General features: G+C 42.0%; 12 protein-coding genes. 4 read left to right on the forward strand and 8 right to left on the reverse strand.

Annotated elements, in window-relative coordinates; genetic code table 11:
• Positions 1-90: 90 nt before the first annotated feature.
• The 3 genes from AAC978_RS04390 (at position 91) to AAC978_RS04400 (ending at position 4,884) form a co-directional block, all read left to right on the forward strand.
• Entirely contained in the window at positions 91-1,299 is a 1,209-nt protein-coding gene (locus AAC978_RS04390; protein ID WP_341546795.1) for a cation diffusion facilitator family transporter, read from the forward strand.
• A gap of 54 nt (positions 1,300-1,353) precedes the next feature.
• Entirely contained in the window at positions 1,354-4,005 is a 2,652-nt protein-coding gene (locus AAC978_RS04395) for a cation-translocating P-type ATPase (RefSeq protein WP_341546796.1), read from the forward strand.
• Positions 4,006-4,254: 249 nt separating this feature from the next.
• The gene (locus tag AAC978_RS04400; RefSeq protein ID WP_341546797.1) at positions 4,255-4,884 is read left to right on the forward strand and encodes a hypothetical protein; all 630 of its coding nucleotides are present in this window, start codon (positions 4,255-4,257) and stop codon (positions 4,882-4,884) included.
• 2 nt (positions 4,885-4,886) lie between these two features.
• Here AAC978_RS04400 and AAC978_RS04405 read toward each other — a convergent pair whose 3' ends face one another.
• The 6 genes from AAC978_RS04405 to AAC978_RS04430 form a co-directional block, all read right to left on the reverse strand.
• The gene (locus AAC978_RS04405; protein WP_341546798.1) at positions 4,887-7,835 is read right to left on the reverse strand and encodes an ABC transporter substrate binding protein; all 2,949 of its coding nucleotides are present in this window, start codon (positions 7,833-7,835) and stop codon (positions 4,887-4,889) included.
• A gap of 175 nt (positions 7,836-8,010) precedes the next feature.
• Positions 8,011-8,949: a DegV family protein gene (locus AAC978_RS04410; protein ID WP_341546799.1), complete on the reverse strand. Its 939-nt coding sequence runs from the start codon at positions 8,947-8,949 to the stop codon at positions 8,011-8,013.
• 225 nt (positions 8,950-9,174) lie between these two features.
• Complete coding sequence (locus tag AAC978_RS04415; RefSeq protein WP_445900281.1) at positions 9,175-9,324, reverse strand: cell wall-binding repeat-containing protein; 150 nt, start codon at positions 9,322-9,324, stop codon at positions 9,175-9,177.
• A gap of 85 nt (positions 9,325-9,409) precedes the next feature.
• Positions 9,410-10,603 (reverse strand): pyridoxal phosphate-dependent aminotransferase, encoded by a 1,194-nt coding sequence (locus AAC978_RS04420; RefSeq protein WP_341546800.1) that lies wholly within the window; start codon positions 10,601-10,603, stop codon positions 9,410-9,412.
• Positions 10,604-10,745: 142 nt separating this feature from the next.
• Positions 10,746-11,231 carry a ferritin-like domain-containing protein gene (locus tag AAC978_RS04425; RefSeq protein WP_341546801.1) on the reverse strand — a complete coding sequence of 162 codons (486 nt, stop codon included), beginning with the start codon at positions 11,229-11,231 and terminating at the stop codon, positions 10,746-10,748.
• A 144-nt stretch (positions 11,232-11,375) separates the two neighbouring features.
• Positions 11,376-11,936 (reverse strand): manganese efflux pump MntP, encoded by a 561-nt coding sequence (locus AAC978_RS04430; protein WP_341546802.1) that lies wholly within the window; start codon positions 11,934-11,936, stop codon positions 11,376-11,378.
• A gap of 476 nt (positions 11,937-12,412) precedes the next feature.
• On the opposite strand from AAC978_RS04430, the gene AAC978_RS04435 reads away from it, so the two are divergent.
• Positions 12,413-14,248, forward strand: coding sequence for an ABC transporter ATP-binding protein (locus AAC978_RS04435; RefSeq protein WP_341546803.1), 1,836 nt, complete (start codon positions 12,413-12,415; stop codon positions 14,246-14,248).
• A gap of 122 nt (positions 14,249-14,370) precedes the next feature.
• Here AAC978_RS04435 and AAC978_RS04440 read toward each other — a convergent pair whose 3' ends face one another.
• Both AAC978_RS04440 and AAC978_RS04445 read right to left on the reverse strand, forming a co-directional pair.
• Positions 14,371-15,108, reverse strand: a complete 738-nt coding sequence (locus AAC978_RS04440) for an amino acid ABC transporter ATP-binding protein (protein WP_341546804.1) — start codon at positions 15,106-15,108, stop codon at positions 14,371-14,373.
• Positions 15,109-15,124: 16 nt separating this feature from the next.
• Positions 15,125-15,889, reverse strand: a complete 765-nt coding sequence (locus tag AAC978_RS04445) for an amino acid ABC transporter permease (RefSeq protein ID WP_341546805.1) — start codon at positions 15,887-15,889, stop codon at positions 15,125-15,127.
• Positions 15,890-15,909: the final 20 nt, after the last annotated feature.

A 15,909-nucleotide genomic window follows, 5' to 3' on the forward strand; every position in this document is an offset into this window, starting at 1 on the left:
ATAAACTTAGCACCATTTTACTAAGCATACTTTATTATCATACTCCAAATTTCCTTCGAATCAAATAGATAAAACTTGGGATGCTATACATTGGATAATATCGTAAGCTATTGTCTCGAGAGAGGTATTACATTGATTAAATACATTATTCGACGTTCTATTCCCCACTATGAAAACACCACGAATAAACAGGTTCGTGAGTCTTATGGGGTCTTAGCCGGGGTGTTAGGCATCGTCTGCAACCTCATATTATTCACACTCAAGCTGATCATTGGACTTCTTATGAACAGTATTGCGGTTATTTCTGATGCCTTTAATAATCTGTCCGATTGTGGCTCCTCAATCATCTCGATCATTGCCGCTAAGATGAGCAATCAGCCACCCGATTTGGAGCATCCCTTTGGCCACGGTAGAATTGAATACATTTCCTCCCTCATCGTTTCCTTTATTATCATTATGGTCGGCTTTGAACTACTCAAAAATTCATTCAGTAAAATTCTTCACCCTGAAGCCGTCATTTTCAGTTCTTTCTCACTGATTATTTTAGTGCTCTCAGTGGCCCTCAAACTCTGGATGGTCTCCTATAATCGTTATATCGGTCAAGCGATCAATTCCAGCGTCATCAGAGCCACTGCCACTGATAGTCTCAATGATGTCATAGCTACCAGTGCTGTTATTCTATCGACATTGATCGGCCATTATTACCACATAGCCATTGATGGATACGTGGGTTTACTCATATCTCTTTTTATCCTCTTTACCGGGTATACTATTGCCAAAGACACAGTAAATATTTTACTGGGGGCATCTCCGAATACTGAGCTAGCTAATCAGATTACAGGCATGGTTAATGAAGGAATGCATATTATTGGCACTCACGATCTAAAAGTCCATGATTATGGTCCAGGTAGAACCATCGCATCTATTCATGCTGAAATTCTCGATACTGTCGACATCGTGGAATCGCATGCAATTATTGATGACCTAGAAAAGCGCATCTCAGAAGAACTTAACATCAATATTGTCATACATATCGATCCTCTGACGACGGATGAACTGAAGATCCATGCTATGAATCATCTCGTAAACAACTCGGTGAAGGAAGTAAATGAAGCCTTTGTAGCGCATAATATTCGTATGACAAAAAGCTATCGCAGTATGAATGTCATCTTCGAATTAACGGTACCCTCCGCTCTGCTTCTTGAAACTGCTAAAATCCGAGAACTAATCACAAATAAACTCAAAGAAAAGGATCCTCAACTTAACGTAATTATTAACTCAATCACAACACAATCCTAACCCACTCCTAGTTGACAATTGCTTTTAACAAAAATAAAGGAGCGTGATCCTCTTATGTGGTTTAGTAAACCTCAGGAAGGTGTTCTGCGAGAGCTCAATGTTAATCCACGCACAGGGCTCTCGACTCAAGAAGTCCAAGCACGATTAGAACAATATGGTGCTAATAAACTAAAGGGGAAACCTAAAACAAGCTTAATTTCTCTTTTCTTTGCTCAAATGAAAGATATGCTGATCTATGTACTTCTAGTAGCTGCCATAATCACCCTGTTTATAGGCGAATATGTCGATGCAATTATCATTCTCCTCGTAGTTCTCCTGAATGCAGCGATTGGTGTTTTTCAAGAGTTTAAAGCTGAAAAGGCCATCGAAGCGTTGCAACAATTGACCACGCCAAAAACTCTTGTTCGCCGGGATGAAGAAGTAAAGGAAATTAACTCCGAAGAACTTGTTCCCGGGGACATTGTTATCATTGATGCGGGACGATTTATCCCTGCGGATCTGCGCCTGATTGAAAGTGCCAACCTTCAGATTGAAGAGTCTGCTCTAACCGGTGAATCCGTTCCCACCGAAAAAGAGGCCCAAAAAATCCTCGACGACCCCAAGACCCCGCTTGGTGATCAAGTCAACATGGCCTTCATGTCAACCTTGGCTACCTATGGGCGCGGTGAAGGGGTAGTTGTCGGCACAGCTATGGAAACTGAGATCGGTAAGATCGCAAAAATTCTCGATGAAGAAATCGATGAAATGACACCTCTGCAAAAAAGAATGGAAGAGCTGGGTAAAATACTGGGTTATCTCGCCATAGGTATTTGTGTACTGATTTTTGTCATCGCCTTCTTCCAAAAACGTGATCTTTTTGAAATGTTTCTGACCGCCATCAGCCTAGCCGTAGCGGCCATTCCCGAGGGTCTGCCTGCCATCGTAGCCATTGTCTTAGCTCTTGGTGTTACTCGGATGTCTAAAATCAATGCTATCGTGAAAAAGCTTCCTGCAGTAGAGACACTGGGATCTGTGAACATCATCTGTTCCGATAAAACCGGAACCCTCACCCAAAACCAGATGACCGTGGTTAAGTTTTACACCCTTGAAAATATGAAAGAGCTTCCCCGCGAAGGCTCAGATCTGGATGCAGACATCCAAGAAAAAGAGTTAATGAAAACCTTTGTTCTCTGCTCCGATGCCACATACGAGCATGGTCAAGGGACGGGAGACCCTACGGAAATCGCTCTTATCGTCCTAGGGAATCGTTTTAACCTAACCAAAAAGACCCTCAATGCCGAACATAAACGGGTAGGCGAAAATCCCTTCGATTCCGATCGTAAGCTGATGTCCACCCTCAATGAAGAAGATGAGGGCTATCGCGTTCACACAAAAGGAGCTATTGACAATATCCTCAACCTTGCCACCACAGCTTTGGTGAATAATCAAGTGGTTCCCCTTACCGAAGCTATGAAAAACGAGTATCTCAGAATTGCCGAAGAGATGTCCGATAACGCCCTGCGCGTTCTCGGTGCCGCTTATAAAGATGTGGACCATATCATCAACCCCGAGGAAATGGAGCACGATCTCACCGTCCTTGGTATGGTGGGAATGATTGACCCTCCTCGTCTAGAAGTTAAGGGCTCTATCCACGATGCCAAATTCGCAGGCATCACACCGGTGATGATCACCGGCGACCACAAAAATACTGCTGTGGCGATTGCAAAAGAATTAGGCATTGCCGATTCCTTGGCACAGAGCATGACCGGTGCTGAGATCGACGAATTATCTGATGAGCAGTTTGCTCAACGCGTGGGTGAACTGAGGGTCTTTGCTCGAGTGTCTCCTGAACATAAGGTAAAGATCGTCAAAGCCTACAAATCCCAAGGCAATATCGTTTCCATGACCGGAGACGGTGTCAACGATGCCCCCTCTCTTAAGAATGCCGATATCGGAGTAGCCATGGGGATTACAGGTACTGATGTATCCAAGGGCGCCGCCGATATGATCTTAACCGATGATAACTTCACGACCATTGTCCATGCTATCGAAGAAGGCCGTAATATCTATAATAACATTAAGAAAGCCGTTATCTTCCTTCTTTCCTGTAATCTGGGCGAGATTGTGGCCATCTTCTTTTCGGTTCTCTTCTTCTGGCCAATTCCCCTCATGCCCACCCAACTCCTATGGATTAACTTAATTACCGACACCCTGCCGGCTATCGCCTTAGGGGTGGACCCCGGGGATAAAGATGTTATGAAACAAAAACCTCGTGACCCTAAAGAGAGTTTCTTCGCCCATGGGGCCGCCCTAAGAGCTGTTATCGGCGGTATTCTCATCGGTACCTTGACACTTGTGGCTTTCTATGTGGGTCTCCGTGAATATGGCTATACTTTAGGCTCCGCTACTATTCCTGAGCATGTCCTCACCTATTCCCGTACCATGGCCTTTGTCGTTCTAGCCGCCTCGCAACTCTTTTATTCCTTATCCATGAGAAGTGCTACCAAGTCCATCTTTAAATTAGGCATCTTCTCCAACAAATACCTCATTTTAGCGATCATCGTCGGCTTATTGCTACAGCTTATGGTTATTTCTGTCCCCTTCCTCTCCAGCGCTTTCAAGCTGCAAATGCTCTCCCTAAGAGACTGGGGTATCGTCCTTGGCTTAGCCATTATCCCCCTCATTGTTAGGGAAATATTGAAGCTTCTCACGAGAAGAAGCTCCTAAAGAAACCTGTATGGGGGTGTCGCAATACTACTTCTATTAAGTAGTCAGCGATGCCCCCATTATTTATGTAATATTCATCCTTTTTATCCAAAATAGAGTTTTCACACAAGAATTAATGTATACTATAAGTGAGGAATAGAACTAAATTAGTAGGTGATAGCTATGTCGATAATCCACCGTTATAAACATCGGTTATTGCTAGTTGATATTCAAAAATCCTACTCTCACTTCTATAACTTTAATTATCTTTTGAAAGTAAAGCGATTTCTCGCCAAGCACTCTTTCGAAGATATTACCCTACTCATAGATATCTTCGAAGATAGTTATCTAGGCGAATTTATCCCTACCTTTATCGATCAATCTCTATCCATTCAGCCTATTTTTAAGCAATACTGCTCAGATTTGGCTCATCGGCTACTCAATGAGGAGGGCCTTGATAGTGCTGAGATTAAACACGAGCTACTGAAGCATCACTGCACAATGCCCTTTCATGACGGCTTACTCGTGCTCTTAGAACCAAGCCATATACCGAATTATCAATGCCGTCCTCACGAGAATTTTGAAGGATATCTACTAGAGTACCTTCCACCGGCCTTTAAGAGTTATCTGGACTCTTGCCAAGGATCCAAAGTGCACCTCATAGGTGGTGGCTACGGAGAGTGTGTTTATCTAACAAAGCAGATCTTAGACTTAGTTAATATTCCGAATTGCATTCACGCTAAATACTGCTATGAAATAAATCCCAATAGCTCCTTGTCCTATCCCCCTCTTGAATGCAGGCTCCAAGAATTCTCCGATCAATTCGGTGAAATAATCAATCGCCAAACAAGAGAAATCAATTGGTCATTTATTAGAAACGATTTTCTCTATTATGATTAGGCTTAAAGATGATCTTTTAGTAAATCAATCACTTGCTCTTCGGGCAAGGGCTTACTTGTTAAATATCCCTGTATAGCATCGCATTTATACCTCATCAAGTATTCTTTTTGCTCTGGCCTTTCGACGCCCTCGGCAACAACTTTCAAGCCCAGTTGGTGCGCTAAGGTCACAATCAAGCCTGTTAGATTTTTACGATCTTGAGTATCATGGATATCATCAATAAATGATTTATCCACTTTTAAGGTTGATATAGGAAGTTGCTTGATGTAATTTAGCGAAGAATATCCTAGGCCAAAATCATCCAAGGATATTTTGATGCGATTTTCTTTAAGACTGTCTAAGACATTGAGGATTTTTTCGTCTAAAAATTCTATAAGCATGGTCTCAGTAATCTCCAGTTCTAAGCGGCTTGGCTCAAGACCATTTTTCCGTAGAACCTGGAGGACATTTTCCACAAATTTCTCCTCTTGCAATTGCAGAGCAGAAATATTGACAGCCATTGTTAATTCACGATGGCCCATGTCATGCATCTTTCTAAGGAAAACGCATGCCTGCTGAAGCACCCAGTCCCCCATCGGCACAATCAACCCTGTTTCTTCAGCGATACTTATGAACTTATTGGGGGGAATGAGTATATCATCCTTCTGCCAGCGAATTAACGCTTCTAAGCCAAGGACTCTTCCTGTAAAAGGATCTACTTGGGGCTGATAATGAAGTATAAATTCATTATTAACAATTGCTTTGCGTAAATTGTTCTGGATTTCGGCTTTCTCAGCTACAGCCCTCTTCATTTCCAGATCAAAAACCACAATCTGACGCTTGCCTATTTCCTTTGCTTTATGCATAGCTGTATCCGCATTGATTAATAATCCTTCATAGTCGTCCCCATCATCAGGGTAATAGGAAATGCCGATACTAGCCGAAACATAACACAATTGGTTTTCGACACTAAGGGCCTTTTCGAATTTTGCCATTATCTTATTAGCAAATTGTATGGCTTCCTGTTTGTCGGAAATATTGCGAATCAAAATTAGAAACTCATCTCCAGCTAACCTGCTCACAACATTGTTCTCGACAATTTGAGACAAGCAATGACTAATTGTGACCAAAAGCCGATCCCCTATGGGATGTCCAAAGGAATCATTAATCATTTTGAAATTATCAACATCCAGAAATAAAATTGCCAACTTTGTCCCATTCTTATGGGCAATTTCTATCTCGCGCTCAATAATCTCTTGTATTTTAGCCCGATTGGGTAGCCCCGTGAGAGAATCACGATAAGCTAAATGCTCTATCTTTAATTCTTGCTCCTTAAGAATTGAAACATCACGATGGGAGCCTACCATTCGATAGGGTTTTCCACTTTCGTCAAACATCGCTTTGCCAAAGGAGCGGATCCATTTATAGGCCCCGCTTTTATCCTTTATGCGATAATCGCTGAAATATCTTGGGGTTTTCAGAGTAAGATGCTCTGTTAAGTTTTGGTGAAAGGACGGTAGATCCTCTGGGTGAATGAGGGAGATCCAGTGCTCTATCCTTTGAATTTCCTCTCCATAATATCCCAGGACATCAAGGGTACTAGAAGCGAAAACTCGCTTATCAGAGATCAAATCCCAATCCCAAATAGTATCGATTGCCGCATCTAGCACCAATTGATAGAGCTCTTGAGTCTTTTTTAATTGGTGCTGATGATTAACTAACTCATCGAAGTGGTTTCGAAGTTCTTCCTCGGTAGCTGTAAGTTCTTCATGCATTGCGGAAATTTCTTCGTTTGAAGCGCGTAAGCTTTTTTCCACCCTTTTACGACTTCGAACATTAGCTAAAAGCACCCCGATCAAGAAAACGAGCACCATAAAGACCGCACTTGTGGTATAGACCAAAATTCTATAGGTATCCATAAACGAGAAGGGTTTATTAATCACGATGCTATCTTTAGGAATCAAATACTTTGGAATAGCAAAACGCTCTAATTCGTTGTAATTCAGCCCTTTTACAAAGGTTTCTTCTTCAAAAATCGGTAAGTCAGCGATCTTTTCACCAGCTAAAACCCTTAAAGCCTGCTCACCAGCATATTCTCCTTGGAGCAGACCGCTAACAAGACTACCCCCTATGACTCCGCTATCCAGAAGAAACTCATAAAGGGAATAGACCGGAACACTGCTACTTTCACTAATTTGCCTTGCTGCGGTTTCCGGTGAGAAAATGCCGCCATCTCTATCGATACTATAGGAGCCAATCAAAACAATGCTGTCTTTTTCGAGGGTCGCTACCTTTTGAGTGATTTCATCGATGCTCAAGGCACTTAAGCTGTATGCTACTAGATTTTTCCCTTGGTAAGAATTCAACGCTTGGACGGTCTTCATCACATCATCGCCGCTAGCCCTCCCGCTTTCCGATAGGTCATGGACTATATAAACATTCATCAATTGCGGATTAAGCTGTAAGGCAAGTTTAAGGGTCCCTTCTGAATCAAGACTTTCATAGACACCTGTCACTCTATCTTGACCCTGCAATAGTTTATCAGCGCTACTTTTTAAAACACCACTGAAAACAATCGGTGCATTGGAAAAAATCTCTTCCCGATGCTTAAGGGCATATTCCAAAGCAATATCGTCGGTGGTTAAAAGCATATCAATTTCCTTATCTGCATATTTTGTCTTATAGTTAGTGAATAGGTTATCAAGATGATCATCTGTAGGGTACCTTTTCCAGTCAATATATTCAACATAAACAATCTGTTTGCTTGAACCATGCAGTTTTTTCAAAATCCCTTCTGTCTGATCATCCGTCCACTGTAATCCTTGATGATAAGAGTTCAAAATAAGTATGTTCACTGGTTCCTGGACAGCAAAGCCCGAGGAAGGTACAACACCCCAGAGCAGAGTGATGATGACAAGGATTATGACAATACCTCTTCCCTCTTTACTAGGCCAGTCGAGCACCTTATTCATAGGGCACCTCCCCACTTTATGCTTTCACTCCAGTTATCTAAATAAATAATCTAAATAACTAAAAAATGTTCTAAATATTCTTTATTCTCCACAGAACTCCATATTCCTTCTTAATAATACTTATCAATATAAAGGTATTTTAAAACCCAGACATTTTTCTGTCTGGGTTCTCATGTCACTTCCGCAATAAATGATTTTTCAATTCAGCCAGCCCGTGAACTTCATTGATTAAGATATTATCCCTTTGTTTTCCTTTTTCCATAAAGAACATCGAAAGTGCACCTAGGCCTACATGGGTCCCTACGGCAACTCCCATTTGCATGATATAAATATCACCTTGAAAATCCGTATCCTTCTCAAGCTTAAGCTTAAGATTTTCTGCATAGGTTATATCCGAGGTATAGCCGATAATCATAAAGTCAGTGTTATCTGGATCGTTTCTCCTTATATACTCCGAAACATAGTGTTCGAGGACTCTTTTACGACCACGTTCTTTGGCTACGATGGAACCTTTCCCATTTTTCATGGTCATAATTGGCTTGAGCTTCAACAACTTACCTACGAAAGCACTGGCATTGCTCAACCTACCACTCCGTATTAAATGATCAAGATCATCCACGGACAGGTAATGCTTTACGTAGGTTTTTTTGCTTTCGATAAATTCGACAATTTCTTCAAAGCTGGCACCGGCTGCCCTCATTTTGGCACTCTTGAGAATAAGCCAGCCACTACCGTGACTCATACACTTAGAATCTACAACATGGATGACCTCAGCATAAGCCGGGTGTTCTTCAACAAAGTAAGAACGAGCTAGAACAGCCGACTGATAAGCCCCACTTGTCCCGCTAGACATACAGATGCAGAGGATCGATGTATGACCGTCCTGAATGGCTTGGTTAAAAAACTTTAAATATTCGGTCGGGCTCGGCATAGCGGTTTTGGGTTCGGTATCAAGGCCCTCAATCATGCCATAGAATTCATCTGGGGAAATATCAATGCGATCTCGATAATCCTTATCGCCAATATTTATGGTGAGAGGAGCAATATCGATATTATATTTTTTAAGCACTTCATCGGATAAATCACAAGTCGAGTCCGCAACAATTTTAATCATTTTTACCCCCACTATTTTGTTTGGTTGTGAGCATTTTAACGAACCTTTACTGAATTCGTCAAATTATTCTCTTTTCCTTCATAATTAAAAATTATTATACAAAAATCCCCCGATTTAGGACCAGAATGGTCGAATTCGGGGGATCTTACTTCACTCTTTTCTACTTATATCACGTTAATAATATCACGCTATTGATATCGTACTATTATTTCACGCTAGTGCATCTTACTCCCTGATTACATGATCTGAAACAACTCCCAGCCCGCCAAAAATAAATGCTTTATCAAGGGAAAGAGCATTAAGGTACTCAGTCACATTCTCCTTCGCACTATTAACTCTAACAAGGATAAGAGGGATATTATTCTTCGCCGCCAAGACAGCACCCGTTAAGGCATCAGGGTAGTTTTCACCGGTAGCAATTGAAATGGCTTTATATGGACTTCCCGTTCGAAAATGTTACTTATTTCTGTCCCTTCATGTCACTTATTAAAGATTTAAAGCCGGGCAAGGCCCTTTCAATGGTCGCGTAAGGTACGCAATAAGCAATTCTAGCATACCCCGGGCAAGAAAACGCGCTACCCGGTACGATCAGAATATTTTTTTGCTTTGCGAGATTGCAAAATTCAACATCGTTTTCCAATGGTGTCTTAATAAAAAGGTAGAAAGCCCCTTCCGGCTTGATACATTCATAGCCGAAAGATACTAATCCATTATACAGAAGTTCCCGGTTCTGATTATAGCTTTCAATGTTCACTTGAGCATTGAGGCACTTCGCAATGACCCTTTGAAAGAGAGATGGTGCATTGACAAACCCGAGGATCCGATTCGCAATATTAGCCCCACTGATTAGGTTGTTAAAATCTGCTGCTTGGGTTGGAATCACTAAATAACCAACCCGCTCACCGGGTAAAGATAGGGATTTGCTAAAGGAATAACCGACGATGGTGTTCTCATAATACTTAGTAAGATAGGGCACTTCTACCTGGTCATAGGCAAGCTCACGATAAGGTTCATCTGCAATCAGATAAATCTCTGACCCATATTCATGTTGCTTTTCGCGAAGAATATCTGCGAGGCGTATGATCGTCTCTTCCGAATACACTACCCCGGTCGGATTGTTAGGAGAATTAATGAGGACCGCTTTGGTCTTTGGGTTAATCTTTTCCTTAAACTCCTCGAGATTGGGCTGAAAATCCTTAGTATTTGGTGAGACAACAAGGAGCTGGCCTTGATGGTTTTGCACATAATTGCGGTATTCACCAAAAAAAGGTGCAAAGGTAATAACCTCATCACCTGGGTTTAGAAGGGTTTTAATAATTACATTTAAACCACCTGCTGCTCCGACAGTCATCAAAATATTTTCAGATGAAAATTGTGTAGCGAATCGTCGATTCAAAGAATCCGCAATAGCCTCTCTCACGTCCTCAAACCCCGAATTATTCATATAACCATGAACAGCCATAGAGTTCTCTTCATTGATAATTTCGAAGATCGCCTCTTTCACTTCATTCGGTGGTTCCACGCTGGGATTACCCAGACTAAAATCATAAACATTTTCAGTACCATGAATCGCCGCTAAGCGTTTTCCTTCTTCAAACATTGCACGAATAATTGAGCTGCTTTTGACTTGTTCTCTCATTGCTAGAGAAATCATCGAGATCGCCTCTTCTCTTCATATCGCTGTATTTCTACTATCATAGCACCAAAATCCTGATTACCGCAATTATTAGGAAACAAAAACCGCGTATTTGCTTTGTGGCAAATGCGCGGTTCCGGTTTCCTAAACTTAACTCTTTCTAATAGTCTTTTCTTACTCCAAACTCAGCGTCTTCCACCCACTCCTCCGAATGGCTAAGTAACATGACTATTTCATCGATGATGCTATAGTGTTCCTTTTCCTGTTGGATTAGGTAGTTGAAAAAGTCTTTCGTCTCGTCATCTGATGCTTCTGCAGCGTATTTTTGATAAAGATCAATGCTTTCCTTTTCATTATCTAAAGCTGCTCGATAAACATCAATCTGACTGGGCGACGCTTTGATTTCGTTTCTAACGCTATCCTTATCGCTAAAGACGTGATTGGCCGTGGCCAAAGTCTCATTAGGTTCTAGGGCATAATCTAATTGCTTAGCTTTCTTTTCCAACAGCTTCGCATGTATTTTCTCATCGTCAGCCAGCATCAAAAAAACTTTATGTAAGCTGTTTCCTTTGTTGATTTCAGCTTGCTCTCTGTAATATTGCTCTCCTTCAAGTTCCATTTTGACAGCAAATTCTAAGGCATTCATGTGATTATCCCTCCATTTTTATTCAATTAATTCTAAATTATCTAATTCATAATGATCAACCAAAGTAGGTTGGACATCATGAAATTAGTTTTTTTAATTATAACATAAAACTTAATATTCTCATATTACAATTCTTGCAGGTTATCAGCCCATAAAGCCCAGGTGCTCTAGAAGAATTTTAATACCCATCAGAATGAGGATGATGCCACCAAAGAATTCCGCCCTGGATTTATAGCACTCTCCAAAGACATTGCCGATCTTAACCCCGAGGAAGGAAAAAATGAAGGTAATCACCCCAATCATAGATACAGCCGGAAGAATGTCCACTCGCAAAAAGGCAAAGGTTACACCGATGGCTAGGGCATCAATACTCGTGGCAAGCGATAACACCACCATATCCTTCAGATTAAACCGGTCCTCGATCACTTCACAGGGGCCACGGGATTCCTTGATCATGTTGAAACCAATAATGGAAAGGAGAATAAAGGCGATCCAGTGATCAATTGAGGTAATATAAGACTCAAACCGAGTTCCAAGCATAAATCCAAGCAAAGGCATTAATGCCTGAAAGCCTCCGAAAAAGGCCCCCGTAATTAATGCTGTTTTATAGTTCATCCGTCGCATGGATAAGCCTTTGCTGATAGCTACAGCAAAAGCATCCATAGAAAGCCCGATGGCAATGATGAACAATTCAATATTTCCCATTCAACATACTCCTAACTGCCTTGTATTCATCTAGCCAAAACAAGACTCATGGGTAGCTCTAATTAAAACTACCCATGAGTCTCGTTTTATTATACTGTCGGAAAGCATAACGGCGTTGCATACTTTCCCCCTGGTCATGTGCAACCAGCGACTCCACCTTCTGAGATGCATCAATTTGGGGCTGGCGAGGTCGGGTTTTCTATGAGACAAGCCAGACTCGAAAGTCATTATGTTGACTTGCCACAAAGCACTGCTATGCTAACTACTCCCCGATGGAAACGCCATATTGTCAACTATTATATCATCTAACCATAGATTTTCAACATTTTTCTGGCAACCTCTACCTTCTGCAGAGCTTTTACAATACCGCTTTTGCAATCCCTTTTTTGCAATGTGACATCCAGAATGGAATCCTCTATAATGGCAATAGGACAATGATGCGGATACTCTAAATATAACCTTGCGAGGAGGATTCTATGCGGACCGGCAAATCCCTTGGGCGAAGCTTACATACCCCCCTTACAGATGAAGAAAAGCGCGACCGTCCTAAGGTGACTAAAGCCTTCCTTCGGCGGATCTTTAGCTACCTACTTCCCTACTGGCCGAGACTCGCCTTAGTTTTCGTCGCCATTATAGCCTCTTCCATCCTTGGTCTCTTGCCACCATTATTATCCGGTCGAATTATTGATGATGGATTGATTGGAAAAGATTTTAATCTACTTATACAATTGATTCTTCTTTCCTTTATCGTTTTGGTCATTGCCAATATGATTAATGTTTTGGAAAGCTATCTCACGACTTGGGTAGCCCAAAACATCATCTATGATATGAAAAATCAGATGTATGATCATCTGCAAAAAATGTCCCACCGTTTCTTTACCAACAACAATCAAGGGGAAATCATCACGCGCATGACCACAGACATCAACGGCATTCAGAACGTTATTGTGGGAACTTTGACACAGATTGTCAGCAACTCGATTATTCTCATCACGACCTTAGTCGCCCTTTTCCAAAAAAACTGGATTCTCGCCCTAGTTAGTGTCATCATTGTCCCCCTTTTCATCCTACCCACCCATCAGGTGGGTAATCGCCGCTGGTCCATCACCATGGCCAAGCAAGAGCACAGCGATGCCTCCAACCAACTTTTTAATGAGACCTTAAGTGTCAGTGGACAACTATTAGTTAAGTTGTTTACCCGTGAAAAAAAAGAATATGAGAAATTTGAAATGATCAACCGAGCAATTACTCACCTCAGTATTCGCGAGATTCTCGTTGGTAAGTCCTTTCGGGTCATCTTTGACACCTTTATCAATATGGGACCGATGATTATCTATCTGACTGGCGGCTTTCTGATGATTAAGATGGGCTCAGGCCTAACCGTTGGGGATATCACGGTCGTTGTAGCCCTCTTGGGTCGACTTTATCGCCCGGTGGGTGTCCTCCTGACGATTCAAGTCGATGTCATTCGCTCCCTGGCCCTATTTTCGCGTATCTTTGAGTATTTTGATATCCCAGCCGAGATCAAAAACAGCCCAACCGCAATCATCCCCAAGAGCTGTACTGGGAAAATTATCTTTGACCATGTCTCCTTTGATTATGACGGCAAACCTGTCTTAAAAGATGTGAACATAACCATAGAAAAGGGCAAGTCGGTGGCCATTGTGGGGCCTTCCGGAACCGGAAAATCCACCTTAGTCAATTTAATTCCTCGTTTGTACGATGCAACAGCAGGCAAGGTGCTCCTCGATGGACAGGATATCCGAGATCTGGATCTGACCTTCCTTCGCCAAAATATTGGTATGGTTTCCCAGGACACCTATCTTTTTAATGGAACCATTCGCGAGAATCTTCTCTATGCCAACGAATTGGCGGAAGAAGAGGATTTGATCAGAGTATGCCAGGAAGCCAATATCTATGATTTTATCCAGACCCTTCCTGAGGGCTTTGATACGTTGGTCGGCAATCGTGGCTTAAAACTATCCGGCGGTGAAAAACAACGGCTCTCGATTGCCAGAGTACTCTTAAAAAATCCTAAGGTCTTGATTATGGATGAAGCGACCTCTTCCTTGGATTCCATCAGTGAGTCCCATATACAGGAAGCCATTGAGCCCATTCTCAAGGGGAGAACCAGTGTCATTATCGCCCATCGCCTCTCTACCATTATGGCCGTGGATGAAATCATTGTGCTCCTGGATGGAGAAATCGTCCAGCAAGGACGTCATGAAGATTTAGTGGACCGGAAAGGGGTCTATAAGGAGCTCTATGAGACACAATTCAAAGTGGCTTTAGAGGAATGCAAAATGACCTAGGAAGGTGAATTATACCATCCTAGGTCGTTTTATTTACGCAATCAAAGGCTTGAATCGTGACCCCTTTGAATTAAGTGAAGGACCAAATGAAGAATCTAACGCTAATATGACGTGCCTAAACCTTAAGAATTTAAGGTGCGTTTTAGAAACTCTCGCGTACGCTCTTGTGTAGGGCGATTAAAAATTTGCTCAGGAGATCCTTCTTCGGCGATGACCCCTTTATCCATAAAAACGACTCTGTCTGAGACTTCCTTAGCAAAGCCCATTTCATGGGTAACCACCAACATGGTCAGTCCCGAATCAGCCAGTTCCTTCATAACCTTCAATACTTCCCCGACCATCTCGGGGTCCAAAGCGGAAGTAGGTTCGTCGAACAGCATGACGTCCGGCTCCATGGAGAGAGCACGAGCAATGGCGACCCTTTGCTTTTGGCCTCCGGACAATTGTTTGGGTTTAGCATTGATATATTGATCCATGCCCACAACTCTGAGGTATTTCATTGCTACTTCTTCGGCCTCAGCCTTGGTGCGCTTCAATAATTTGATTTGCCCAACCATGCAATTGCTCAATACATTGTGGTTATTAAAGAGATTGAATTGCTGGAAGACCATCCCTAACTTTTGACGGTATTTATAGATATCGTGTTGGTCATCCAGAATGTTTTCCCCTTTGTAGATGATTTGACCACCGCTGGGTTTCTCTAGGAGGTTAATGCAGCGTAGCAGGGTCGATTTACCCGAGCCGGAGGAGCCAATGATGCAAACCACTTCTCCCTTGTCTACTGAAAAATCGATGTCCTTTAACACCTCATTGGCACCGAAGGATTTGCTTAAATGTTGTATTTCAATAACTTTTTCCATGGTTACCCCTCCTTCCTCACTTATTATTTTGAGTACGCCGTAGCATATCTTCAGGTGTTTCCACCTGCATTTGATTCATAATGTAGCTTTCCGGTCCATCCATTCTTCTTTCAATGTAACGGAGAATACGGGTAACTGTAAAGGTCATGATAAAGTAAATAACACAGGCTACTAAGAAAGATTCAAAGTATCTAAAATTGTTGCCGGCAATGGACTTCGTTTGGAAATAAAGCTCTGTGACGGCGATTACGTTAAGAACTGAGGTGTCTTTAATGTTGATTACAAATTCATTCCCGGTAGCCGGAAGAATATTGCGAATCACCTGAGGTAAGACCACGTTGAACATCGTCTGAAAGTGATTCATACCGATGGCATGAGCTGCTTCAAATTGTCCTTTATCAATAGATATAATTCCGCCCCGTACAATCTCCGACATATAGGCCCCTGTATTAATCGAAACGATGAAGATTGCCGCAAATAACTTATTCATATGAATATCAAAAGCCAAGGCAGATCCATAATAGATAACCATCGCTTGCACGATCATTGGCGTGCCTCGGAAAAATTCAATATAAAAACCTAAAATTCCGTTGACTACTTTAAGAAGTATTCGCTTAAGTCCTCGTTCCGGACTAGGTATCGTTCGAATAACACCGATAATCAGGCCAATGGCCGACCCGATTAATGTTCCTGTAATGGAGATCAAGAGAGTAATACCCGCTCCACGAAGGAACATAGGCCAATTCTCGGATAATATTCGGATAATCCACTCTAAACTCATTATTTTCCTCCTTAAATACT

It is taken from the genome of Desulfitobacterium sp. THU1 (genome assembly GCF_038181555.1).
Taxonomy (GTDB): Bacteria; Bacillota; Desulfitobacteriia; order Desulfitobacteriales; family Desulfitobacteriaceae; genus Desulfitobacterium.

Coding starts and splice junctions, on each gene's coding strand:
- AAC978_RS04425 (WP_341546801.1), bottom strand. CDS start 11,231: ATGAATGCCTTAGAATTTGCTGTCAAAATGGAACTTGAAGGAGAGCAA.
- AAC978_RS04395 (WP_341546796.1), top strand. CDS start 1,354: ATGTGGTTTAGTAAACCTCAGGAAGGTGTTCTGCGAGAGCTCAATGTT.
- AAC978_RS04405 (WP_341546798.1), bottom strand. CDS start 7,835: ATGAATAAGGTGCTCGACTGGCCTAGTAAAGAGGGAAGAGGTATTGTC.
- AAC978_RS04410 (WP_341546799.1), bottom strand. CDS start 8,949: ATGATTAAAATTGTTGCGGACTCGACTTGTGATTTATCCGATGAAGTG.
- AAC978_RS04445 (WP_341546805.1), bottom strand. CDS start 15,889: ATGAGTTTAGAGTGGATTATCCGAATATTATCCGAGAATTGGCCTATG.
- AAC978_RS04435 (WP_341546803.1), top strand. CDS start 12,413: ATGCGGACCGGCAAATCCCTTGGGCGAAGCTTACATACCCCCCTTACA.
- AAC978_RS04430 (WP_341546802.1), bottom strand. CDS start 11,936: ATGGGAAATATTGAATTGTTCATCATTGCCATCGGGCTTTCTATGGAT.
- AAC978_RS04440 (WP_341546804.1), bottom strand. CDS start 15,108: ATGGAAAAAGTTATTGAAATACAACATTTAAGCAAATCCTTCGGTGCC.
- AAC978_RS04420 (WP_341546800.1), bottom strand. CDS start 10,603: ATGATTTCTCTAGCAATGAGAGAACAAGTCAAAAGCAGCTCAATTATT.